Consider the following 22955-nt stretch of genomic DNA (forward strand, 5'->3'; position numbering starts at 1 on the left):
GCTACCTGCTTGCAACGATATCCGATCCCTGCTCGCATCCTACCGTGTCCGGCATTAAAGTTGAATCTTCAACGCCCCGTAAATCGATATCCGGATGACGTGTCTGGAACACGAAGTTGAACAGCGGATGCCCGGCTTCGCGCCATTCCCGTCGCGCCACACTCACCTCACCCGCCAGCACGCGATGCGGCAAGCCGCCAACGTGGGACATCGGTAAAAATTGCCGCTCACCGAAGATGTCCTTGAACAGCATGGCCTCATACTCCCTGTCGATCGGTGTGCGCGCCGTAATGATCATCCAGTCCACCTGCTGCTGCTCGCAAAACAAAAATAGCGTCTTGAACAGCATGGCTTTCACCACACGGCCAGGCGAGCCTCCGGCGACCGCGAGACGGGTTGCTTCCGCGAGACGGCCGGTGCTGCACCAGGCCGGCAACTGCACGGAGCTCTGCACCGGCAGCGGCGCGAAGTCGTTGGTTTGAATCCGCATGGTGCCAAGCGGCGCGCCGTCGAACTTCGACTCCGCCAGCAAGATCGTGGTACCGGGCGCGCGATCGCACTCCTCGACCGTCATTTTCTCCGCAAACTCAGGCAGATGCCTGCCATAAGCCGAGCGGCGAATGCTCACTGCCCTCTCGAGGTCCGCTTCGTTGACCGCTATACGGACAGTAAACGGCATCCATTCGGGTTTCTGAAGCGCTTCAACAGCAATCATCTCCGGCTTGTAGTCACGTTCTTGAGAAATACGGACGACTTCGTGCGTGATATTCAGACGTTCCATTTTTAATGCCCCTTTAGGGTGTGAAAGAAAAGCCGCTTGCCCACTCGATAGTGGTGAGCAGAGCGACTTAATAAGCGTCTCACGAAGTCAATTTACGAAGTGCGGTGTAGCGGAAGTTCGGCGCATCATTTCTAGTGGATTTCTGCAAATGGCGAATGATCGATGCGTCCGGTTATTTGAAATCGGCACCTCGCACTGGCATGGCGCACCCAATCGTTGCACTTGCACTAAACTTGGCGGCCCTGATCTACCGGTCGGGGTACGCACTCAACCTCAGGTAGGCTTACCGGGCTGCATGGCCCGCTTTAGCTACCGTACAGACACTCGCTTACGCGCAATTCAGGCAATGAACCCTAAACCGACGGAGCCACCCGCTCAGCCACATCAGCCGGATCAGGCATCAAGCGACGCCAGGGCTTTCCAGCACACCTCCAGGGAAGCACCTGGTACCGCTCAAGACGCACTCACGCGTGGCCTGCCGCACAGCAAGCCGTTTCAGCGATTCTGGGGCACCCGCGTGCTTTCTTCGCTCTCCTTCCAGATGCTGGCCGTCGCCATGGGCTGGCACATCTATGCGCTCACGCACAGCGCCTTTGCGCTTGGACTCCTCGGCCTCGCGCAATTCCTGCCCATGTTCGTTTTGACCCTCGCGGTCGGCCAGGTCGCTGACCGTTATGACCGGCGGCGTATCGCGGCCGTTTGCCAAAGCGTCGAATGCCTTGCGGCCTTGATGTTCGCGCTTGGCACCTTGGGCGGCTGGCTTGGCGCACCCGTCATCTATACGCTGGCTGCTTGTGTAGGCGCGGCGCGCGCGTTCGAATCGCCAGCCGTGTCGTCGCTGTTGCCGGGGGTCGTGCCGCGCAGCCAGTTGCCGCAAGCCACCGCATGGGCAACCTCGGCTGGGCAGACCGCACAGATCGTCGGACCCGCGCTGGGCGGTCTGCTTTACGGAGCGGGTCCCGGTCTGGCGTATGGCATATGCACGATAACGTTTGCGACCGCCGCCGCACTGGTGTGGAGCATCCCGCTGCAAGCGAAGCCCGCGACCCGCGCGCCTGTCACACTGCAGTCGGTGTTCTCAGGTATTGGGTTCATTCGCCGTCACCCGGTGATTCTCGGTGCACTCTCACTCGATCTGTTTGCAGTGCTATTCGGCGGCGTCACCGCCCTGCTGCCGGTATTCGCGCGCGACATCCTGCATGCCGGGCCGCTCGGGCTGGGGTTGCTGCGCTCGGCGTCGGCTGTCGGCGCGTTGACGGGCACGATCTGGCTCGCGCATTTTCCGCTGCGCAAGCAACCCGGCGCGGCGATGTTCGGCGGCGTGATTTCGTTCGGCCTGGCCACCATCGCGTTCGGCCTGTCGCATCACTTCATCGTATCGCTGCTTGCGTTGGCCGCGCTTGGGGCATCGGATGTCATCAGCGTCGTCGTGCGTATGTCGCTTGTGCAATTGCGCACACCGGACGAGATGCTTGGGCGCGTGAGTGCGGTCAACTCGCTGTTCATCGGTTCGTCCAATCAGTTGGGCGAGTTCGAATCAGGGCTGACGGCCGGCTGGTGGGGCGCGCAACCCGCGGTGCTGGTGGGCGGAATCGCGACAATTGGTGTAGCTTTACTGTGGATGCGGCTTTTCCCGGAGCTAAGGCAGGTCCGCAAGTTGGGGCATGAAGAGGATGGCGTCGCAGCCGCTACTTGAAGCAATGCCACGCGGAAAATCATGCACTCACGTAGCGCGCTCATGACCGGATTACCGCGTCTGAGTGCTGACCACGCGTAAAGGCCGTCAAACTTACCGACTGCGCATAGGGCTCAAGCAGGCACACATCAAAGACACCTAAACAATGCGTTACGCATAAAGCGTTCGCACCTTTAGCCGGATCTCAAGTCAAATGTTTAGGGTCGGTCAGAACCATCAGCACTGTCGTCTAGAAGCAACGAAGCACTGAAGCGAAAACGGAGGAGACATGCAAACCACGCACCACCACCATTTTCATCTTGAGTTGCGCCACGCCACGGTGCCCACCTATGTGACGAGCTACGTATTTCCGCTGTTGCTGCTCGCTTACGAAATCTACCGGGTGGGCCACTGGATCTACGACTTCGGCATGAACTTCGCGAACTACCGCTACATGGGCTACGAGTTTTTGCTCATGCTGACGTTCGTGGGCCTGCAGATTTTCGTGGAGATCGTGTTCCTTGCGTGTGCCGGCATTACCCGGCACCCAGACTTTGAACACCGGGTTGCCAACGTGCTGGCAGGCATAGGCTGCTCGCTCGTGGTAATCGGCTTCGATCTGGCCTTGCAGTACGCGCTGTAACGCGCGCGCCGCAAGGCGCGCTGCCTGGCTTAGGCCTTGCGCTGCAACGCGAACAGCGTGCCCGCAAGCAGGATGAATGCGCCAATAATCACCTTCTGCCACGTACTCGGTACGCCCACCAGAATCAGCACGTTGTTGATCAGCGTGACCAGCACCACGCCAAGCAGCGTGCCGACCACTGTGCCGGTGCCACCGGTAATACGCGCGCCGCCCAGAATCACTGCAGCGATCACATCCAGTTCGGAACCGACCAGGTCGAACGGATTCGCGAGGCGGTTATTCGACACGTGCAGGATCCCGGCGATACCCGCCAGCATGCCCGTATAGCCGAATACGAACAGGTGGATTGCGCGCAGGTTGTAGCCGAGGCGCTCGGCAATCGCGAGACTGCCGCCCATCGCATACACGCCGCGTCCCATCATGGTCCGGTTCAACAGCCACCACGTGAGCACCGCGGCCGCCACCAGCGCGAGCACGGAGACGGGCAATACCGCGCGCAAGCCATCAGCCGTCTGATAGAAAAACAGCGGGATGCGACCGAAGCGATCCATGCTGTGCGGGATGTTCATAAAGAACGTCGTGCCGATAAACGTCAGCAGGATGCCGCGATACAGATACTGCGTGCCGATCGTCACGATCAGCGAAGGCGCCTTGAGCCGATACACCAGCACGCCGTTGATCAGTCCAAGCAAAATGCCGCCCACTGCACCGGTAATCAGAATCAGCGCAAACGGTTCATCGGGCCACCACGCGAAGACGGCTTTCGTGATGCCGTACATCGTCAACGCGCCGATTGCGGTGAACGAAACGTCGATCCCGCCCGACGCCAGCACCACCAGCGTGCCAAGCGCGAACAGCGACACCGTCGTGGCCGAATGCAGCATGTCGAACAGCGTCGCAAGCTGGAAGAAGCGCGGATTGATGGCGCCCACCACCAGGCACATCAAGACGATCAGTCCGAAGGTGAACCACTCGGGGTGGCGCGCGAGTTTCGCGCGCAGGCTCAACTGCTTGACCTGCGGTGCGACTTCGATGACGGTAGGAGTGGTCATGGTCTGGTTGATGCGCGAATTCATGCGGGTGACATCCTCTACTCTAAGCGGCTTCCGACAGCAGTGCGTGGTACAGGTCGGCTTCTTGCAATTTCTCGGCCAGGTATTCGTTGGCAACGCGTCCCTTCTTCATCATCAGGATGCGGTCGCAGTTTTGCAGCAGTTCCGGCAGGTCGTCGCTGATCAGGATGATGCCAATGCCACGCTGCGACAGGCGCTGCATGATGCGGTAGATGATGTCCTTCGAGCCGACGTCCACGCCGACCGTCGGACCATGCAGGATCAACACGCGCGGGTCGATGGCGAGCCAGCGGCCAATCAGTACGCGCTGCTGGTTGCCGCCTGAGAGCGACTGCACAGGCTTGTCGACGTCCGGCGTCGCGATCTGCAACTCTTTCACCGTATCCACCGCGAGCGCCTGCGCGCGGTTGCGGTCGATCTGGCCGAAGCGGTCACGCAAGCTCGAAATCATTGCGGTGATGACGTTGTCGCGAATCGGCTTGTCGAGAAACAGCCCTTCGTTCAAGCGGTCTTCGGGCACATAGCCGATCCGGTGGTCACGCGCATCTGAAGGCGTGCGCACGGTAATACGCTTGCCGTCCAGCACGATCTCGCCATGCTGCGCAGGCGCAACGCCCGCCAGCGCGCGTGCGAGTTCGTTGCGGCCCGAATCGAGCAGCCCCGTCACGCCAAGAATCTCGCCGCGGTGCAGCGCAAACGACACGTCGCTGAACTGTCCGGCGCGCGTCAGGCCACTCACCTCGAGCACCACTTCCTGGGCAAAACCGCCTTCGCGATAGCGCTCGCTGGACAGATGCCGGCCGGTCATCAATTCGCTGATCTGCGCCTTGGTGTACTGCGTGATCGGCCCTTGCGCCATCTTCTGGCCGTCGCGCAGCACGATCACTTCGCCGCCGATTGCATAACACTCGTCGAGCTTATGGCTGACGAACAGCACCGTCACGCCTTGCGCACGCAGATTGGCGAGCACGGCGATCAGGTTGTCGACTTCCTTCTGCGTGAGCGAGGTCGTGGGTTCGTCCATGATGACGAACTTCGCCTCACTTGCGATGGCGCGCGCAATCGCCACGAGCTGACGCGTCGCAAGCGGCAACTCTTCGATCAGGGTGGACTGGAAATCCGCGTCGCCCGGCAGGCCGACCGCCGCCAACGCGCGCGCTGCAGTATCCGCAAGCGCACGCCGGTCGAAGGTGCGCGTGAGACGCCCTTTGTGTTCGGCCAGTTCAGAAGTGAGCCCGACGTTTTCGGCCACACTCATGTTCGGCAGCAACGAGAGGTCCTGATACACCGTCTCGATGCCGGCTTCGAGCGACTCCAGCGCCGACAGTCGCGCATGCGACACGCCTTCGATAATCAGCTCGCCTTCGTCGGGCGGCTGCGCGCCCGAGATGATCTTGATCAGCGTGCTCTTGCCACAGCCGTTTTCGCCGAGCAGGTGATAAATCTGACCGCGCTCGAACGAGAGGCTTACGCCACGCAATGCATGCACGCCGGTGAAGCGTTTGTGCACACCGACGACCTGCAGGAACGGCACGGAAGAAGCGTCTGAAGTCATGGGTTAATCGCCACCTTCAAAAGTGTGCCTGTGTAGAAACCGACACAGGCACACCGTTACACAGGAATTGCCAACACTTAGAACGAGTAGTTCTTGTAGTTCGACTTGTCGACGTCAACCCAGCCCTGACCGCGCACGATAATGCCCTTACCCGGGCCCTTGGTCACGGTCACTTTCGAATAGCCCGGCAGGCCGAGGTCATCGCCGTCATGCACGGTCTTGCCCTGGATCAGCATCAACGCGATCTTGTTCATCGCAATGCCTGCGAGCTTCGGATCCCAGAACGAAATGCCGTTGATGGCGCCGCTTTCGAGGAACTTGGCCGCTTCCGTCGGCAGACCCGTGCCGTAGACGCAAATCTTGCCCTGCAGGCCGGCTTCTTCAACCGCCCGGCCAATGCCGATCACGTCGAGCGACGACGAACCCTGGAAGCCCTTCAGGTCCGGATGCTTGCGCAGCACTTCCTTGGCGACTTCATAGGCGCGCTCACCGTCGTTATTGGTTTCGAGCTTCGGCTCGACCAGATCCATCTTCGGATACTTGGCCTTCGCGTTGCCGATCCCGCCGTCCGCCCATTGCACCTGCGAGCGGCTGCCGAGCGAGCCCACCAGCACAGCCCATTTGCCTTCGTCGTGCATACAGCTCGCGAGCCGTTGATTCAGGTTGGCGCCGTACGCGGTGTTGTCAAAAGCCTCGACGTCGACCATCGTGTTCTTTTCGTTGTCGGCCTCATGCGTGACGACCTTGATGCCGCGATCCATGGCTTTCTTCAGCGCGGGCTCGAGTGTCGGCGGATCGTAGGGCACTACGGCCAACGCATCCACCTTCTTGGCGATCAGGTCTTCAATGATCTTCAGTTGCTGCGCCGCATCTGCCTGGCCGGGGCCGGTCTGATATGCGGTCACACCCGCGTTGTCTTTAGCGAACTGCTTGACGCCTTCGTCCATGCGGTTGAACCAGTTGATGCCGGTCACCTTCACGACCGTGACGATCGTCACATTGTTCGCTGCCTGTGCCGCGGCAATCCCGCCCACCGCGAGCACGCCTGCTGCGAGAGCGGCGCCCAATCGAGTCAATTTCATACAACGTCTCCTTTTTTCTTTCGATGTCGCCCTGCATCACGGTTGCGGACATCCAGGGCCCCGATGTCCGCCGCGTACTAAAACCTCTCTGCGCTCACGCTAGCGTCGCGCAGTCGAATCGGAGCGCGCGAAACCGAAGATTGCGCTCACCCGCTCGCCGCCCGCAAACGCCAGCGACAGCAGCAACAGAAAACCCCATGCGCAGTCGCCAAAAAACTGCGACACGCCGAGCAGATTGAACAGGCTGGCGAGAAACTGCAGCACTGTCGCCGCAAAGAACACCGAGATGATGCGGCCGCGGCCGCCGGCGGGATTCACGCCGCCCATCACCGCGATCAGGATCGAGATCAGCAGATACGAATTGCCGTAGTCCCATTTCGCGCTAGACGTATGCGTCGCGCTGATCAGGCCGGCCAGCGACGCGAGCACCCCGCACATCGTGTAGGTGAGGATCAGCATCCGTGCGCGCGGAATCCCCGCATAGAACGCCGCCTTGGGGTTGGTGCCCATCAGATAGAGCCGCATGCCGAACGGACTGCGCCTGAGCAGCCAGCCCAGCACGACGATCGCCGCGACGAAGATGATGAACGCGATCGGCACGTTGAACGCGGTGCCGTTACCGATACTCGACAGCTGATCGACGTATTCCACCGGCACCGATGCACCATTGCTCAGCACCACCGCGAAGCCCGTGAAGAGAAGCTGCGTGCCGAGCGTACACAGAATGGGCGTGAGCCGCAGCCTGGCGATCACGACGCCGTTCAGCAGACCGCCGAGCAGACCCATCACGACGACAATTGCACAGAACACCAATGTGTACAGCACCGGCGACGCATCGGCGCTGACGAGCTTCGGCAGGATCAGCGCGGCGACCATGCCGGACAGATTGGCGAGGCCGACGCCGGACAGATCGATACCGCCGTTGCCGGAGATCATCGACAGCATGATGCCGAGTGCCAGCAGGCCAAGCTCGGGCAACTGGCCGCCCATCGACTGCAGGTTGTCGATATCGACGAACTGGCCGTGCGACAACCCGGTCGCAACCAGGACGACCAGCACGTTCACAATCAGCAGAAAATTCAGCTGTCTGTCAGCGAACAGTTTTCCAACAGCGAACGAGGACTTCATGGTGAAGACAAACTCCTTCTAACCGCATCACACTTCAGTGGGCCTTCCAGTGAGGCTTCGGCATGTCGCTTAATGCGCCGACGCCGTTTGTCCCGACTGACTCAATACCTGCATGACCTCAGCAAGCGTCGGCATGGACGGCGCCGTGCCTGGGCGTGTCACCGAAATGCCCGCCAACGCACAGCCGAAGCGCATGGCTTCCACCGGGTCCACGCCGCGCGAGAGCGCCGCCGCAAAACCGCCCGTGAAGCCATCGCCTGCGCCGGCCGTCTCGACCACGCGTCCGCACTGAAATGCAGGCACCACCACGGATTGTTCAGCCGAATGCAACAGCGCACCTGCTTCGCCGAGCGTCACGATCACCGTGCGCACGCCTTTGGCAAGCAGCACGTCCGCCGCGCGACGCGCGTCGTCGACGGTCTGGATCGGCACACCGGTCAATGCGGTGGCTTCCGTTTCATTCGGGGTGATGTAATCGCACAGCGGGTAGATGTCGTCGTCGAGCGGCACCGCCGGCGCCGGATTGAACACCGTGATTACGCCATGGCGGCGCGCGACTTCGAGACCGCGCCGTGCAGCGGAGATCGGTTGTTCGAGTTGCGTGACGAAGACCTGCGCGCGGGCAATATCCGCCTCGATCGCATCGACGTCGGCCGCGCCCATCGTGGCCGCCGCGCCCGACGCGACGATGATCGCGTTCTTGCCGTTGGTGTCGTCAACAAAGATATGCGCGGCGCCGGTCGAGACACCGTCTACTGTAGTGGCGCGTGCGGTGATGCCCTCCGCGGCCCACGTCGAGCGCGCGATTGCGCCAAACGCGTCGTTGCCGAGGCGCGTGCAGAACACTACGTCCGCACCCACCCGCGCCGCGGCCACCGCCTGGTTCGAGCCCTTGCCGCCAGGTCCCATCGCGAAGGCTGAACCGGCGATCGTTTCGCCAATCAGCGGCATGCGTTCGGCGCGAAAAGTCAGATCGGTCACGTAGATGCCGAGAATGACCACGCGCCCGTCTCGTGTCGACTGCGGGTTCATTTGCTGCGCTCCGCTGAACTCGGTGCGTCCGGCGCCAGCAGCACACCCTTCTTGAATACAAAACATCCGTAACCACGACGCTCGCCGGTCGCGATCACGCAATAAGCCTTCCTGGCGCGCTCATAAAAAGCAAAGCGTTCGATCGATGCAAACGGCACGTCACGCCCTTCAGCGGCATTCACTTCCGCTTGTGCCTCACGTTGCACGGCAGGGATGGTATTCGGCTCGCCCACCACCTCCATGCGCAGCGCCGGGTGCTCGACGAAGCTGTCCAGAGGTAGCACCGACAGCACCGCGCGCACCGCTTGCGCCGCATCGGCGCCATCGAAACGCAGCAGCTTGCCCAGCACCGTTGCACGCGCAACGGAGTCGCCGGGGAAATTCGCATCGCAAATCACAACTTCATCGCCGTGGCCCATCGCGCGTAGCGCGTGCAACACATCGGCATTTAACAGCGGGTCCAGATTTTTCAGCACGGTGTCTCCTCCATGTTCGATCTGACTGCCACACGGCTTTGTCTATCAGCCGGTCAATCTCCGTAAGGAATCCAGATGTTCTTCACTTGCACTGCCTGACGCAGCCAGGCCGGACCTTCCGTCGAACGGTCGAACCAGTCGAACTGGCGGCCGTGGTCGACGAAGGTACGCTTCAGATTGCCGACCGAGGCGCGTTCGACCAGCGCGGAATCAGCAGCGCTGCCGAAACACCAGAGCGCGTCGACGTCATCGTGTTTGGCGAGCGCCGGCAGCAACGCGGCGCGCTCGCCCGTGACGATGTTCAGCACGCCAGCCGGTACATCCGACGTTTCAACCACCTGATACAGGTCCGTCGCCGTCAGCGGGCACGATTCGCCCGGCAGCACGACCACGCGGTTACCCATCGCCAGCGCCGGGCCGATCAGCGACACGAATCCCAGCAGCGGCGCTTCGTCCGGACACGCAATTCCGATCACGCCGAGCGGTTCATGCATGGCCAGCGCGACGCCGCGCAGCGGCGGCGTATGCACTGCGCCGTCGAACTTGTCGGCCCACGCCGCGTAGCTGAAGAGCCGCGTGACGGCCGCTTCCACCTCCGCACGCGCAGCGGCGTCGTCCACACCGGTGCGGACCACAAGCTGACGGGCGAACTCTTCGCCGCGCGCCATCAGGTTTTCCGCGAAGTAATACAAGACCTGCGCGCGATTGTGGGTACTCGCCTGCGACCATTTGCCCGCGCCGCGCGCCGACTCGACGGCATTGCGGATGTCCTTGCGATTGCCTGCGGCCACTTCGCCGACGATCGCCCCCTGCGCACCATAGACGGGCAGCGAATTACCGCCATCGGGCCGTGCCTGCTTGCCGCCAATGAAAAGCTTGGCGGTGCGGTCGATCGGCGTGACGTTGGCAAGCGTCGTGAGTGCGTCCGCGTCACGCAAGGCCTGTGATGCGGGCCGTGCGCGACGCTCCGCGAGCTTAAGCCATGCACGCGGCTTCAGATATTCGTAGATGCCCTCGCGGCCGCCTTCCCGCCCATAACCCGACTCGCGATAGCCGCCGAAGCCGACTGCCGCATCGAACAGATTGGTGGCGTTGATCCACACGACACCGCTTGCAAGCCGTGGCGCGACATCGAGCGCGCGACCGATGGTCTCGCTCCACACGCTGGCCGCGAGACCATAGCGCGTGTTGTTGGCAAGCGCGATTGCCTCGTCCTGGGTGCGAAAGCTCATCGTGACCAGCACCGGGCCGAAGATCTCCTCCTGCGCCAGCGTCGATGCGGGCGCGACACCCGTCACGAGCGTCGGCGGGTAATAGCAGCCTTGCGCGGGCAGCACGGCATCCGGCGACTGCCACACCGCGCAGCCTTCGCGACGTCCCGCTTCCACTAGCGAATCGATCCGTTCAAGCTGCACGGGGTCGACGATCGCGCCGATATCAATGGACTTGTCGAGCGAGCGACCTACGCGCAGTGTTTCCATGCGCCGCTTCAGCTTGTCGATGAAGCGCGCTTCGATGCCTTCCTGCACGAGCAGACGCGAACCGGCACAGCACACCTGGCCCTGGTTGAACCAGATGGCGTCGACGACACCTTCGACCGCGCCGTCGAGATCCGCGTCGTCGAACACGATGAACGGCGACTTGCCGCCGAGTTCGAGTGTCAACGACTTGCCCGAGCCCGCCGTTACCGAACGGATCTGCCGGCCCACTTCGGTCGAGCCCGTGAACGCGAGCTTGTCGACGTCGGGATGTTCGACCAGCGCAGCGCCCGTGCGGCCGTCGCCGGTCACGATGTTCAGCACGCCCGCCGGCAAGCCGGCACGATGCGCCAGCTCGGCAAACAGCAACGCCGTGAGCGACGTGTATTCAGCGGGCTTCAGCACGACGCAATTGCCTGTCGCAATTGCCGGTGCGATTTTCCACGCCAGCATCAGCAGCGGAAAATTCCACGGCACGATCTGCCCGACCACACCGAGCGGCGCGAAGTCGGCGAACTCGCTGTCCTGCAGCTGCGCCCAGCCTGCGTGATGCAGGAAGTGCCGCGCGACGAGCGGTATGTCGAGGTCACGCGACTCGCGAATCGGCTTGCCGTTGTCGAGCGATTCAAGCACCGCGAACAGCCGGCTATAACGCTGAACCATGCGCGACAGTGCATACAGATGACGTGCGCGACCCGCCCCGCCCAACGCAAGCCATGCGGGTTGCGCGGCACGCGCGGCAGCGACTGCTGCGTCGACGTCCGCGGCATCGCCCTGGGCAATCTGCGCGAGCAAGTCGCCGGTGGCCGGCTCATGCGATTCGAAACGCTCACCGGAAGCCGGCGCGCGCCATTCGCCGCCAATGAAATGCCCGAAGCTCGACTCGTGCTGCGCGAGCCACGCGCGCGCGGGTTGATCGTCCTCGGGGGCGGGACCGTACTCCATTGAAGAAAAATATTCGGCTACGCTCATGGGTTCGGTCTGCTCAGGCAACGGGGTGACGGTTGAAGGCGGAATAACGGCCGCTCACGTGATGTTCGAGCTGGCGTTCGATGTCGGCAAGCAGGCTCGACGCGCCGATGCGGAACAACTCCGGCTCGAGCCACGCGCGCCCCAGTTCTTCCTTCATCAGGATCTGATAGTTCAGCACGGTTTTCGCATTGGACACGCCACCCGCGGGTTTGAAGCCGATCAGCACGCCGGTGCGCTCGTAATAGTCGCGGATCATCCGCACCATCACGAGCGACACATCCAGCGTCGCGTTCACGCCTTCCTTGCCGGTAGACGTCTTGATGAAATCGGCACCGGCCATCATGCAGACCATCGACGCACGCGCCACGTTCGACAGCGTGCGGATATCGCCGGTAGCGAGAATTGCCTTCAGATGCGCGGGACCGCAGGCTTCGCGGAAATCGCGCACTTCGTTATAGAGCGCCTGCCAGTTGCCCGTCAGCACGTATTCGCGCGTGACGACAATGTCGATCTCCTGCGCGCCATCGGCCACTGACGCTTCGATCTCTTTCAGCTTCAACGGATGCGGAATCAGCCCCGCCGGAAAACCCGTCGACACGGCCGCGACCGGAATGCCACTGCCTTGCAGTGCATCCACGGCAGCCGCGACGAAGCGGTGATAGACGCACACCGCACCGGTCCTGATGGTCTGCGGCGCGATGCCGAGCGCGCTGAGAATATCCGCACGCACCGGCTGCCGCGCCTTCGCACACAGACGCCGCACGCGGCCTTCGGTGTCGTCGCCGTTCAACGTGGTGAGGTCGATGCACGTAATGGCCTTCAGCAGCCACGCCGCCTGCGCGTCTTTCTTGACGCTGCGCCGCGTGCCGAGCGTGGCGGTGCGCCGCTCGACCGCCGATTGATTGACACGCAGCCCGTCGAGCCATCCGGCATCGAACGGCACGCCGGGGTTGCGTTCCGGATGAACGGCCACGCCGCGCCGCAGCGCGATGACCGATGAGGGTAAATAAGGAGCTTCAGGCATAAGACGTCCGCAATTTTGTGCAGTGCACAGCAACGACTGATGAGTTGTTCGCAGCCATCGTACATCGAATGATAGGATCGTAACAAGTGTCGTTATGATCATTCCTTATAGCCATATTGCATGACTGGCTTTGGCGATGCCCAGGCGGAACCTGATTTGAGCCGAACAAACCTGATTATGGCTGTTTCGACAATCAAATCTGCTCTATCTCCCGGGAAAGATCGGGCGTACTGCCGACCAACGAATCTGACCTATCGTTAACCCGATGATCTGGTTTGCATTACGCCGCAGTAGATGGGGATCTTTGCCCAATCGAGCCACTGCCTGCCGCCGCTGCCGGTTAGCCTTTTCCAGGGCGCCCAAATAAATCGGGGTCGCCCGGCCACCCGCGTTAATAAAGGGTTCCTATCTGGAACCAGATGGTTCTAAACTCCCGGCCATCGACGCTCAACCGCTGACTGCCAGCAGAGCCGAAGAGCAGCACGCAACTCCAACCAAAGCTCCTTCTCCGATATTGCAGACCGCTGGCTGTCCCTCCCCCTTCCGCGCACATCGGTCAATGTGTAGCGGCACATCCGAAGCATTGATAGGCCATATCAATACTTTGAATTGGCGCTTCAGATCACTACCTTTCAAACTTGACCCGGACCGTAGAGTCACTGCGTAAGGCTGCACCACACTGATCCGAGCAGTGTGGATAGCTGGCCCGGCGGCCTGACAAGGACGCCCGGCGACGCAAGCCGGAACCTGAGAGTCATTAATCAAAAATACAAATTTGCCGACGTCTTCCTCGTCAGCAGGCGGTTGAAATTATCCTGTCTGACGAGGAGGACTCTTCCTTCAAATAGTTGACTCAGGCAGCCATCGGTCACTGGCAAGATCGACTGCAGATTTCTCCCTGCTCCCATCAGCGAAGCAGCCTACACTTACGTCAGGCGGCCATCAATTTTGCTGACTTTACCCGCATCATCCACTGCGCGGCTTAGACCTCCTTTGGGGCCACATGGTGGATTCCACGTGCAGTCCACGATAGGCAACTGATGCGATTCGGCTAAAATAGCGCGATAATCAATCAGTAAATATTCAGAGCCAGGGGCGAGATGAGGGCAACTTCCCGGAAGTTGCCAATTGGCAAACCTACAAACACAGCCATCAAGAATGGCACGTGCATTGTTGAGTGAGCTCATTCGAGTTGCTTATAGGAGAGTCCCTTGCGGCAGCAAGACTTCGACCTCGACCAGTTGAGGGCATTTATGGCGGTCTGGGAGACACGGAGCTTCACGCAGGCCGCCGCTCGTCAGCACCGCACCCAGTCCGCGATCAGCATGAAGATCAAACGGCTGGAGGAGCAGGTCGGCGAGCGCCTGTTCGAGCGCAATACGACTACGGTCACTCCCACTTCGGTAGGCGAACGCTTCGCGGCACTCGCGCGCCGGCTGATCGAAGCACATGACGATGCCTTCTTCGCATTCAATCACGCCCTCGCCGCCGGCAAGCTGACGCTTGCGACCTCGGAAACCTATGCGTCATGTCTGCTTCCGCCCATTCTCTCCGAGGTCAGTAAAACCTTCCCGAATATCGAAATGGAGATCCGGTGCGGGCATAGCTGGAAGATGCTGGAATCGATGGATACCGACGGCATCGACCTTGTCATTGCAACCAAATATCCCGGCCGGCAGGACGGTCAGCCACTTGGGCGCGAGCGTCTGATGTGGGTTTGCAAACACGATAGCGACGTATTTCGGGCAAATCCCCTGCCGCTCGCCGTGTTTCCGGACGGATGCCTGTACCGGCGCGCCGCGATTGCCGCCCTGAATGCTAACAAGCGTAACTGGCGCATCGGATACACGAGCCTGAACCACGAAGGACTTCTCGCGGCAGTAGACTCAGGCAGTGCGGTGTCGATCATGATTGAGAGCGCCGTGAACGCGCGTCACAGAGTGCTGCTGCCGGAAGAAGGCTTTCCGGAGTTGCCTGCTGCCGACATCGAACTCTATGCAAGCGCCTCTGAAATCTCCCCAGTGGCCCGACACGTATCCGAGACGATCCGCCGCCACTTCACTACGCGTCGATACGAGCGCGAGTTGCGGTCGATCAACGCCATCGAGACGGTGGCCGCCGTCGCTTAAGTTGCTGGCACGACCTGCTTTGTCGACGAAGCGGTCGTGCCGCCCTCCGCGTACCGCATCGCCTAAAGATCAGTCCATGCCGCTACGCTCTCTTTTTGATGACGCAATACCGTCAAACACATGGCTTATCGCGTGGTGCAGTCCCCAGAATTCAGTGTATGACGGCCACCGCTCATCGCAGTTGCGCACATCCTCTTCCCTTGCGTAAGCCGCCGTTGTCCAACAGGGTGTCGCCGGTCTACGGTGGTGAAAATCGTGCTGCGAAAGGTCTCCCGGCAAGATGACGAGCCGCACCGGCAAATGGTAAGCAAGGTGCTCCATGACCCAACGCATCCAATCGAGCCCATAACGAACCGCACTCCCGCCTTGCCTCTTCGGCGCGCTCCTTCCGCAAAACCGGCCCCATGAATGGGTTGCATGGATGTACTTCTTCCGGCCAAGTCCGCTCGGCTCGACGAACCAGGCATGTTCGCTGATGAATTCGAGGAGCACGCTGTTCTGATACAGCACCACCACTGGAAACACCGCACCCAACATCACCGCATGCAGCGACAATTGCGAAACCAGCCCCGTAAGAAGCATGAGCATTACCAGCGCCGCTCCCACTCTCTGCCATGTCATAGCGCCCCGCATCTGGCTGGTTATCCTTCGTCGAAGGAACGCTCCGTGGAATCGGACGGACACGGTGGTCAGCAGCAAATTCCACCAGAGTCGCTTCGTTGATGCTCCAGCGCGAAAGCCTGCCTTCCACAACAGTTTCGCCGATGGATCGTCGATGGTCGAGAACACGTCATGGCGGTGATGCAGTTCAAAATGCTCGCGACGATAATCGGCGGCCGTCTGGGTCTGAGTCAGCACCGCAAATACTTCTGCGAACGCCATATCGAACCGCTTGTCACCGGAAAACGCCGCGTGTACGCACTGATGGGCAACGGTACTGATCATCCTCCTGGCACCGTTGACGGTCATGACCCAACCAGTCAGCAGCGTTAGACCAAACGCGACGCCGTCTAGCTTAAAACTGGCCACCCCTATGCAGAGGCCGACGAAATACGTTCCGAGCGCAAGCATCGCGTAGATCCACGGGGACGGGATAAGCAGAGGCGACTGCCCGCCCTCGGGCACGCCGGTCAACCACGTCCAGAATCGCGAAGTCCAGCGCGGGAACGCACGATAGCTCTGCCGGGGACACTCCGTGCTGCCCGACTCTCGTCTACAAGACAAAGCGTTCCCCCATGCTCCGTTGGTCCTGCAGAAACCGCGTGTACCGATGCGCTTTGTCGAGCATCTGCTCGTTACGGGACGCAGCGGCTACAGCAATAAGCCAGTCGAAGAAGGTCCGGATATGAACTGAGCGCGAGAAATGGATCCCCGCAAGCCAGCCCGCCATATCGACGAAATTGTGCTCCGTCAGGCTTCGTCCGCGGTGCTCGAGTTGAGCAGCAAAGTCGAGCTCAAGCGGCAAGCGCTGCACGATATCGGGTACCAGGGCCGGCGGTGAGTTTTCACTGGATGCATTGAAGATTGCTCGAAGCGGCAATGTTCCAAGATCAAAATCCAGGCATAGATTCAACCGACGCTGGTTCGACAGGTTGATTGCCGAATGAAGATTCGTGGCGTCAAGAAACCAGACCTCCCCCATTCGCATTCTGAAGACGGTGTCGTTTTCTGAATGCAGGCACTGATCGTTCGTGACGAGAGGAACATGAACCCTGACCCACGGGCGCGCGTTCTCTTCAAACTCGACAAAGTCCTTGTGCGGAATGAGCACCCCATTACCAAGCGAATGGATCCGCGCAAGTTTCAGCCGGGAAACATCGAAGGTCTCGCGAATCCATGTATTCAACGAGGGAAGAATCTTTGAACGAGGCGTCTCCTTCGCCTCGAGTCCAGCGTCGGCGACCACACCGTCCGCATCACTTCCGGACTGACTCCAGATAACAAATGTCTTCCAGTCGCCGTAGTGAAATTCGCTATACTGCTGATTGTCCCCAGCGAAGTCGAGGATGGCGGCGATCTCTGCCTCCGGTATTGCAAGGCTACATGCTCCTACGATTTGCGAATTCATTGTTTACTTCCACACTCAATTCGTGAGCGGTATCTGACCGGCCAGTCACGCACGACGACCTCCCGCCCGCGGTCGAAGGCATTCAGCCTTACCGCTTCAGGGCATCCTGCCCGTCACCGCTCACATCTATCAAAAGGTATCGAATCGACTCAGTGCTGCTGCGCGGCCTTCATCGCTCTCGCGACTGCGTTCCAAAACGACTCGAACAATCCGAGGTGCTCATAGAAGCCCTGTTGCACCCGTTCGAACGACTCATCATCAATTGCGAACTGTCTTGCTGCTTTGAGCGACTCGACCTTGTGCTCTTTTTCTGTTGCGCCGATATGGGCGTAGAAGTATTCGCATGACTCGTGGAACGCGTCCTCTGCCTGCCATAGCGACTTGTACAGAGCGGCGCCGTCGTAGAGCTTGCGAAGCATCGTGTACGCTTGCCATTCCAGCGCAAGCTGAGCACCCGCCCCTGTCGCGTTATCAACCCCATATAGTCGTTTCTCGCCCTCGATCAGCGCCTTCGTCTCCGGAAGGACGGGCAACTCGCATGCAAGACGGGTCCACTCAAGGCTCGTTCTATCTCCCAGGCGCTCACCCAGTTCAGCGAGCCATGCATCAAACAACACCGAATGAACCTTGTCCGGATTGCCATAGCCCATTTCCGAGTACAGCGTCTTCGCATACTCGGCTTGCGCATGGATATCACGCGTGCTGCTGATCATGACTGCTAGCACTTCCGGAAACGCGCGATTGAATTCGCCATAATTTCTTGCGAATACGGCGATCTGCCTGACACTGAGGTGACGGCTGGTCCACAACTCGTAAAAGTCGTTATTCAACGCGCCGCTGGCGTACACATTTTGAGCAAGTCCCTCCAACTGGTTCACCAGGCTCTTGCTTGAAAAGGGCGTGACGAGGCCCCGCGAAGATTCGATATCGCGCATAAATTCTCCAGACCGAATTTCGTAAAAGTTGTTTACTTTCAATGACTTAGGTGAGGATTGAAGTTTCGTTGCCTGACACTCGAATTGCCAACGAAAATTTCTGATACCCCTCATCAACGAATCAAATTAGCGCTACCGCATCGCCTGCCCAGACGAGAAATCTCCTCTTTCGCTCCATCAACAGATCAATCCATTTACGTAGTTATGCGAATTTGTTTGCGCGATGAATGCTCTGCTCGACCATAGCCAATGTCAAGAGTACATCTGCAATTGGTTTGAATAGGATTCCGAATTTTATAAAAAACGCGGAACATGGCGTAGTCCTTCTGGAGCGCAGATGCAATCCTACGTTACGCAGAACTTTCCGAGGTATGTGCCGTGTTCAAGCAGCAGTGGCCAAAGAACCTGCCGAGAGGCAAAAAAAAGCCGACACCTTAAGTGTCGGCTAAAGAGTTCTGGCATATTCCGAGGGCCTTGCCAGAACCTGAGAGTCAATTCGATTATCGTGCATCGCCGGAGCGATGGCACCTGAATTCGTTCCGAACAGCTGCGAATCCAAGCCTCGCCGTGAAAAGGCAGCCCCCACCCAACTTCAATATGCGGGATTCAAGGCGGGACAACGCCGCCGCAAGCATTACCAGAATCTGGAGCGCCAACCATCCAGCAATACCCATGGACGGCCTAACACTTCCGCAACTGCCGCTACCCTTCGAAGTCTACCACCTCTCATTTCACGTCGCCATTCGAGCTGGTCAGCAGGTGTCACCCTGTTGCAGCCGTACATCCCGACTCGGTCGCGCCATCCCTGAAGCTCAGGCTTGCCGGGTGGATGTTGCAGGTACAGAGCAAGGGTTTGAAAGAACTTCTCATGACACGTTCGGTTTGTGCGTCAGCACGTGAAAGCGTCACCGGCAAGTGGTCTTTCGCTTGGCCATGGGGGATTTCACAAGCCATTGGAGGTACCCGGCGGGTCGGTAAATCACGTGTTCATGTCATGCGAGCCTGCGTGTCGTGGACCGATCAGGCAGCAATCCGATATCCATAGCCATAGCCGGTCCAAATGCTTCGCGTCCCGCGACCGTTAACGTCGTTGATCGGGCCTTCCTCCAGTGCTGCAGCGTCGATTTTTCGAATCGACTCGATCTTGCGTTATGTTCCGGAGACTACCGTTCGAGATCGGCATAAAGCCGCCATTACGACACTAAGGTTGCCTGGCCACACGACCCTACAGCGACAAATACCTTCAACCTGAATCGAGCGACTCAGGTCCCACTCTCACCTCGCGCAGCGGACTCTTCGCAAGTTACTGGCTGTATCTCACCTACCTGGCTGAAGCAGCCGTACCGGCACCCGCCCGGCAACGCTTTGGGCGCGCTTTCGAGTACCGGTCTGCAGAGCGATCTGGAGCGCTACCGGCAAGCCCTGCGTGCGAGGGCCGAGCCGCGCACAGTCGCGGGGGCGAGCTTCGACGGCTTGCTCGACACGGCCTCTCTTGCAGACGCGCAAGCCCCAGCCGACAACCTGGAATCGTCGCACGGCACAGTCGTCGCAGCACCTGGAAGCCGCGCCCCGGCTATCACGGCAGCATTGAACCAATGTCTGCTCGCTTCAATGCAGATCGCGATCACGCAGAACATGCCCGCCATGATCCATGGCCGGCGACACAGTATTCAGGTATCCACAATATTCAGTAGAAGGATTCTTACCGGGTTGTCTCAGCTGGCGGGATCCGGCTCATGCGGGCACCAGCGCGCTACTGGTCTCGCTGCCGCCGCCGGGCGTGGCCGGCGCGACCGTTCTGCAAGCCGCTGCTTCGTCCAATGAGGTATGGCCGGCTTTTCTCGGCTCCGGACTGCACATGGCGGCACACGAGCAAAACGGCCCCGGCGTATTGATAGCCGCCATGCCGGATACCGGCTGCGCTTGCGCGATTGCGGGCCTGACGCTGAGCCTCGGTGGCTTCGGCGCATTCGATCTTAGCCGCGGCAGCTGGTTCAGCGCGGACCTTCTCGACGACGACGCAACCGCGCTGCCAGCCCACGCACCCGATTTCTTCAGCGCTTCCGGCGCGCTCAGCACGTTGCCATTCAAGGCGGTGATCGGCTACCGGCCGCGCACCGTCCTGCACGCGGCGGACGCACAGGCCGCGCAGGCCGCGCAGATGCTCGCCGCGACGCTCGCCAACATCGGCCCGTTCACGGTCGCTAACGCCGGCGGCGCGCCAGCGCCAGCGCCTTCGCTCACGTGCGGCACCTGCAATGGCACGACCGTCTCGTTCGATGCAGTGGAATCGTCAGTGCGCGTCCTGCTCGGCGTAATCAGTTGCCCGTTTTGGCAGCGCTCGCCAGCTGCACAGAACAGAGCACGCAACAACAGTTCTTAGCGCCCCACCCCGGGGTATCTGCCGTAGCAACTTCATAAGGAGAAGCGCAATGATGGACGACTGGAAGGTCAGCAACTACACGGAGCCGAGCAATGACAACGGCGTCTGGATGTACTACCAGAACCCGACGTTTCCCGATCTTCACATGAGTCGCTGTGTGGACACGCTGACGCGCGATCATATGGCGACCAACGATCGGACCTATTACTACTACGGTATGACAAAGCCGGCGACATTCAACACCGCGCACGTTCCGCAGCATACGCAAGCGTTGTTGACCTCGGCATGGAAGGACTACTTCACTGTCGTGTGACGCGCGGAGAAAGACCTGCGTACTGTCGCGCAGAGTGATCGACGCAGCGCGCCGTGATGTGTCACTGCCGCGCAGGAGCCACTTGCGGAACCGCGGTTCCTGCGCGGCCGAGCCGCGACAGGCCCGCGGTTTCTCAGCTACGCGGCAACATGAAGTCCGCGGCTGTCACCAGCACACGCGGACTGCCGAGCGCCAGCGCCTTGCGCTCCGCCACCGCGAGGATGCGGCTGCAGCCGTCTTCGAACGCTTTGGCAACGCGCGACGCGTCAGCGTCGCGCTGCAGCCAGAAATGACGTTCCAGCGCGTCGCGCGTGACAGCGCATTCGACATCGCGGCCGTGAGTCATAAGGGCGAAGGTGACCAGTTCGCCATCTGCGAAAAACCCGGGTTTGCCGTTGGTGATGTGCATATTTCCTCCCCGTATCGAAGCAGTTTGATATCGATGTGGCCGTTCAATGAACCGCGACATGGCCGCCGTCAACCTGCCGCTGGACGGAACTGGTTTCATTGCAGCGCATGTGTATTCCCCGAATTGGAAGATGCCTTGAGCCGAAGTGGCTACCCGGTGCCAGTTGCATGTCTGGTTAAATCGCGGTTCGATGATGCAGGAGTCATGCCAGAGCGTTCAGGCTTTTCAGGCCGGGCGCTCACACACGGGATGATTGGGCTATCTTCGTCTTTCAGGTTCGCAAATTGTGTTCGGCAACGGACGCAACGTAAAAAATACCCGGCAGCATTGCAAAATTGGGGGCGTGGTTGACGGGCGGGAATCGCCGGAAGGGAGCGATGCTACGAGCGCAGGCGTGTAACGGCGCCGCTGCCGGCTCATTTAGAGCATCCACGTCTGGCGGAAAATTACCGGACAAAAAGGCGGCGTTGGCCGCCAGCGGCTAGCGCATCGTCAATGGCCCGCTCACCGCTGCAGCGCCACTTTCGCCCCTCGGCCGCCGCGCGCCGGCTTCGCCGCGCTGCGTGCGGGCAGCGACGACAAACGCATCACATGACGCAGCGCCATCATCGCGCCGATTGCCTCGAGCACGCCGGCGGGCACCCACATGATCAAACCGCCGAGGCTTTGATCGAGCGCCGGCGGTAGCGAGGTAAACGCGCGGCCGCACAGCGTAAAGACTGGATAAAGATCGTGCGATGAAAACGTGATGATGGCGCCGACCAGGATTTGCGGCGTCATCGTAATGACCGGCGACAGCACACGCAGCCCGGGCCGCGTGCGGCTCGGCGGACTGGGACGATGATCGAGCAGCATCCACCAGTACAACAGGCCGCTCACCGCCACCGACCAGTTCATGAACGTGTAGATCCGCCAGTCGAGCATCGCAACGAACTGCACGGACGGAATCAGCCAGAACACCACCGACACGACGAAGGCCGCCGAGATGAAAGCCGGGTTCAATATCACCGCCGCCACGGCACGCGCGGGCGACGAGCGTTGCCAGCGCCGCAACGCGCTGCGCCAGGTCAGCGGCAACCCGGCGCGCAACACACTGCCGGGATACGCGGCCATCAGGATCAGCGGCGCGAGGTGGTGCAGCACCAGATGCTGGAGCCGATGTACGAAGAATTGATGTTCAGCGTAATAGTCGAGCTTCGTGTGCAGCGCGATATAAAACAGCGCAAGGCCGATCCAGAACGCAAGCTGGCGCGCGACGCTCACCCGGATACGGCGCGATCCGCGCGCAAACAGCACCGCGCACGCAATGAAAACGACGACGAGCCCAAACGAGGGCTCCCAAGGTTCGAGCAGGCTAATGAGCGACATCGCAGTTTGGACCTTAACCAAAGGGGTCCGCGCCGGGTCACGTCACCTCGCGCGGTGCCTGCCATGTTAGCAGGTGGCCCGGCCGTTGCCGTTGGCGCTGCGATGCGCGTCCTGCCGCACACGCTCGCAACCTGTGCTTGCGGCTGTCGTGCGGCCTTGCACGTGCCGTGGGTGCTGGTCGGGCTGTGCATGCCGTACGTCGCGCCTGCGCCAGCACCAGCGTAGCCAGCCAATCAGTCCAAGCAGCACGAGCCCCGCGCCGCCTATGACCGGCTCGCGCCAGGCGAGCAACGCGGTAAAGGCGAAAGCCCGCGCGCCGGCCAGCAGCGCGAAGCCGGCAATCGCGGTCGAAATAGCCTCGAAGGCGGCTAGCGCGCGTGTAACCGGGCAAGCCGCGGCAGGTCCGGCGGCGTGAGGCTCGTGCATGTTCG

General features: G+C 60.6%; 20 protein-coding genes and 1 pseudogene. 5 read left to right on the plus strand and 16 right to left on the minus strand.

What is annotated here, in order from left to right:
• Position 1: 1 nt before the first annotated feature.
• Entirely contained in the window at positions 2 to 781 is a 780-nt protein-coding gene (locus VGH41_RS08130) for an N-acyl amino acid synthase FeeM domain-containing protein (RefSeq protein WP_331596853.1), read from the minus strand.
• Between the two features lie 346 nt (positions 782 to 1127).
• Here VGH41_RS08130 and VGH41_RS08135 point away from each other — a divergent pair, with 346 nt between their 5' ends.
• Both VGH41_RS08135 and VGH41_RS08140 read left to right on the plus strand, forming a co-directional pair.
• Positions 1128 to 2477 carry an MFS transporter gene (locus tag VGH41_RS08135; RefSeq protein WP_331596854.1) on the plus strand — a complete coding sequence of 450 codons (1350 nt, stop codon included), beginning with the start codon at positions 1128 to 1130 and terminating at the stop codon, positions 2475 to 2477.
• A 268-nt stretch (positions 2478 to 2745) separates the two neighbouring features.
• The gene (locus VGH41_RS08140; RefSeq protein WP_331596855.1) at positions 2746 to 3099 is read left to right on the plus strand and encodes a hypothetical protein; all 354 of its coding nucleotides are present in this window, start codon (positions 2746 to 2748) and stop codon (positions 3097 to 3099) included.
• Between the two features lie 29 nt (positions 3100 to 3128).
• Here the strand turns inward: VGH41_RS08140 and VGH41_RS08145 are convergent, their stop codons facing one another.
• The 9 genes from VGH41_RS08145 to VGH41_RS08185 all read right to left on the minus strand — a co-directional run bounded on the left by VGH41_RS08145 (position 3129) and on the right by VGH41_RS08185 (position 14106).
• Positions 3129 to 4175 (minus strand): ABC transporter permease, encoded by a 1047-nt coding sequence (locus VGH41_RS08145; RefSeq protein ID WP_331596856.1) that lies wholly within the window; start codon positions 4173 to 4175, stop codon positions 3129 to 3131.
• 19 nt (positions 4176 to 4194) lie between these two features.
• Positions 4195 to 5727 (minus strand): sugar ABC transporter ATP-binding protein, encoded by a 1533-nt coding sequence (locus VGH41_RS08150; RefSeq protein ID WP_331596857.1) that lies wholly within the window; start codon positions 5725 to 5727, stop codon positions 4195 to 4197.
• Positions 5728 to 5804: 77 nt separating this feature from the next.
• A complete protein-coding gene (locus VGH41_RS08155) occupies positions 5805 to 6809 on the minus strand; it encodes an autoinducer 2 ABC transporter substrate-binding protein (RefSeq protein WP_331596858.1) in 1005 nt (334 codons plus the stop codon).
• A 99-nt stretch (positions 6810 to 6908) separates the two neighbouring features.
• A complete protein-coding gene (locus VGH41_RS08160) occupies positions 6909 to 7937 on the minus strand; it encodes an ABC transporter permease (protein WP_331596859.1) in 1029 nt (342 codons plus the stop codon).
• A 69-nt stretch (positions 7938 to 8006) separates the two neighbouring features.
• Entirely contained in the window at positions 8007 to 8969 is a 963-nt protein-coding gene (rbsK, locus tag VGH41_RS08165; protein WP_331596860.1) for a ribokinase, read from the minus strand.
• Positions 8966 to 9445 (minus strand): RbsD/FucU family protein, encoded by a 480-nt coding sequence (locus VGH41_RS08170; RefSeq protein WP_331596861.1) that lies wholly within the window; start codon positions 9443 to 9445, stop codon positions 8966 to 8968. Before VGH41_RS08170 ends, rbsK begins: the two co-directional genes overlap by 4 nt.
• Before the next feature lie 53 nt (positions 9446 to 9498).
• On the minus strand, positions 9499 to 11895 hold the full coding sequence (locus VGH41_RS08175) for an aldehyde dehydrogenase family protein (protein WP_331596862.1): 2397 nt from the start codon (positions 11893 to 11895) through the stop codon (positions 9499 to 9501).
• Between the two features lie 13 nt (positions 11896 to 11908).
• Entirely contained in the window at positions 11909 to 12919 is a 1011-nt protein-coding gene (gene deoC, locus VGH41_RS08180; RefSeq protein ID WP_331596863.1) for a deoxyribose-phosphate aldolase, read from the minus strand.
• Positions 12920 to 13845: 926 nt separating this feature from the next.
• Positions 13846 to 14106: a hypothetical protein gene (locus tag VGH41_RS08185; RefSeq protein WP_331596864.1), complete on the minus strand. Its 261-nt coding sequence runs from the start codon at positions 14104 to 14106 to the stop codon at positions 13846 to 13848.
• 24 nt (positions 14107 to 14130) lie between these two features.
• Here VGH41_RS08185 and VGH41_RS08190 point away from each other — a divergent pair, with 24 nt between their 5' ends.
• Positions 14131 to 15048: a LysR family transcriptional regulator gene (locus tag VGH41_RS08190; protein WP_331596865.1), complete on the plus strand. Its 918-nt coding sequence runs from the start codon at positions 14131 to 14133 to the stop codon at positions 15046 to 15048.
• A 69-nt stretch (positions 15049 to 15117) separates the two neighbouring features.
• On the opposite strand, the gene VGH41_RS08195 is transcribed toward VGH41_RS08190, so the two are convergent.
• From VGH41_RS08195 to VGH41_RS08205, 3 genes are all read right to left on the minus strand, one after another.
• Complete coding sequence (locus VGH41_RS08195; RefSeq protein ID WP_331596866.1) at positions 15118 to 16119, minus strand: fatty acid desaturase; 1002 nt, start codon at positions 16117 to 16119, stop codon at positions 15118 to 15120.
• A gap of 142 nt (positions 16120 to 16261) precedes the next feature.
• Positions 16262 to 17116, minus strand: coding sequence for an aspartyl/asparaginyl beta-hydroxylase domain-containing protein (locus tag VGH41_RS08200; protein ID WP_331596867.1), 855 nt, complete (start codon positions 17114 to 17116; stop codon positions 16262 to 16264).
• Between the two features lie 149 nt (positions 17117 to 17265).
• On the minus strand, positions 17266 to 18051 hold the full coding sequence (locus VGH41_RS08205) for an iron-containing redox enzyme family protein (RefSeq protein ID WP_331596868.1): 786 nt from the start codon (positions 18049 to 18051) through the stop codon (positions 17266 to 17268).
• Between the two features lie 1651 nt (positions 18052 to 19702).
• On the opposite strand from VGH41_RS08205, the gene VGH41_RS08210 reads away from it, so the two are divergent.
• Both VGH41_RS08210 and VGH41_RS08215 read left to right on the plus strand, forming a co-directional pair.
• Positions 19703 to 20434 (plus strand): hypothetical protein, encoded by a 732-nt coding sequence (locus VGH41_RS08210; RefSeq protein WP_331596869.1) that lies wholly within the window; start codon positions 19703 to 19705, stop codon positions 20432 to 20434.
• A 49-nt stretch (positions 20435 to 20483) separates the two neighbouring features.
• The gene (locus tag VGH41_RS08215) at positions 20484 to 20747 is read left to right on the plus strand and encodes a hypothetical protein (protein ID WP_331596871.1); all 264 of its coding nucleotides are present in this window, start codon (positions 20484 to 20486) and stop codon (positions 20745 to 20747) included.
• A 133-nt stretch (positions 20748 to 20880) separates the two neighbouring features.
• On the opposite strand, the gene VGH41_RS08220 is transcribed toward VGH41_RS08215, so the two are convergent.
• The 3 genes and pseudogenes from VGH41_RS08220 to VGH41_RS08230 all read right to left on the minus strand — a co-directional run.
• On the minus strand, positions 20881 to 21156 hold the full coding sequence (locus VGH41_RS08220) for a DUF1488 family protein (protein WP_331596872.1): 276 nt from the start codon (positions 21154 to 21156) through the stop codon (positions 20881 to 20883).
• Positions 21157 to 21660: 504 nt separating this feature from the next.
• The gene (locus VGH41_RS08225) at positions 21661 to 22524 is read right to left on the minus strand and encodes a cytochrome c oxidase assembly protein (RefSeq protein WP_331596873.1); all 864 of its coding nucleotides are present in this window, start codon (positions 22522 to 22524) and stop codon (positions 21661 to 21663) included.
• 216 nt (positions 22525 to 22740) lie between these two features.
• Positions 22741 to 22950: pseudogene (locus tag VGH41_RS08230) on the minus strand (hypothetical protein); the annotation flags it as partial.
• Positions 22951 to 22955: the final 5 nt, after the last annotated feature.

This window comes from Paraburkholderia sp. (assembly GCF_036488795.1).
Lineage (GTDB): Bacteria > Pseudomonadota > Gammaproteobacteria > Burkholderiales > Burkholderiaceae > Paraburkholderia.

What these genes read in the sequence shown, in the direction of transcription:
- VGH41_RS08130 (WP_331596853.1), bottom strand. Translation starts at nt 781, where the DNA reads ATGGAACGTCTGAATATCACGCACGAAGTCGTCCGTATTTCTCAAGAA.
- VGH41_RS08135 (WP_331596854.1), top strand. Translation starts at nt 1,128, where the DNA reads ATGAACCCTAAACCGACGGAGCCACCCGCTCAGCCACATCAGCCGGAT.
- VGH41_RS08140 (WP_331596855.1), top strand. Translation starts at nt 2,746, where the DNA reads ATGCAAACCACGCACCACCACCATTTTCATCTTGAGTTGCGCCACGCC.
- VGH41_RS08145 (WP_331596856.1), bottom strand. Translation starts at nt 4,175, where the DNA reads ATGAATTCGCGCATCAACCAGACCATGACCACTCCTACCGTCATCGAA.
- VGH41_RS08150 (WP_331596857.1), bottom strand. Translation starts at nt 5,727, where the DNA reads ATGACTTCAGACGCTTCTTCCGTGCCGTTCCTGCAGGTCGTCGGTGTG.
- VGH41_RS08155 (WP_331596858.1), bottom strand. Translation starts at nt 6,809, where the DNA reads ATGAAATTGACTCGATTGGGCGCCGCTCTCGCAGCAGGCGTGCTCGCG.
- VGH41_RS08160 (WP_331596859.1), bottom strand. Translation starts at nt 7,937, where the DNA reads ATGAAGTCCTCGTTCGCTGTTGGAAAACTGTTCGCTGACAGACAGCTG.
- rbsK (WP_331596860.1), bottom strand. Translation starts at nt 8,969, where the DNA reads ATGAACCCGCAGTCGACACGAGACGGGCGCGTGGTCATTCTCGGCATC.
- VGH41_RS08175 (WP_331596862.1), bottom strand. Translation starts at nt 11,895, where the DNA reads ATGAGCGTAGCCGAATATTTTTCTTCAATGGAGTACGGTCCCGCCCCC.
- deoC (WP_331596863.1), bottom strand. Translation starts at nt 12,919, where the DNA reads ATGCCTGAAGCTCCTTATTTACCCTCATCGGTCATCGCGCTGCGGCGC.
- VGH41_RS08185 (WP_331596864.1), bottom strand. Translation starts at nt 14,106, where the DNA reads ATGAGCTCACTCAACAATGCACGTGCCATTCTTGATGGCTGTGTTTGT.
- VGH41_RS08195 (WP_331596866.1), bottom strand. Translation starts at nt 16,119, where the DNA reads ATGCTTGCGCTCGGAACGTATTTCGTCGGCCTCTGCATAGGGGTGGCC.
- VGH41_RS08200 (WP_331596867.1), bottom strand. Translation starts at nt 17,116, where the DNA reads ATGAATTCGCAAATCGTAGGAGCATGTAGCCTTGCAATACCGGAGGCA.
- VGH41_RS08205 (WP_331596868.1), bottom strand. Translation starts at nt 18,051, where the DNA reads ATGCGCGATATCGAATCTTCGCGGGGCCTCGTCACGCCCTTTTCAAGC.
- VGH41_RS08210 (WP_331596869.1), top strand. Translation starts at nt 19,703, where the DNA reads ATGGCCGGCGACACAGTATTCAGGTATCCACAATATTCAGTAGAAGGA.
- VGH41_RS08215 (WP_331596871.1), top strand. Translation starts at nt 20,484, where the DNA reads ATGATGGACGACTGGAAGGTCAGCAACTACACGGAGCCGAGCAATGAC.
- VGH41_RS08220 (WP_331596872.1), bottom strand. Translation starts at nt 21,156, where the DNA reads ATGCACATCACCAACGGCAAACCCGGGTTTTTCGCAGATGGCGAACTG.
- VGH41_RS08225 (WP_331596873.1), bottom strand. Translation starts at nt 22,524, where the DNA reads ATGTCGCTCATTAGCCTGCTCGAACCTTGGGAGCCCTCGTTTGGGCTC.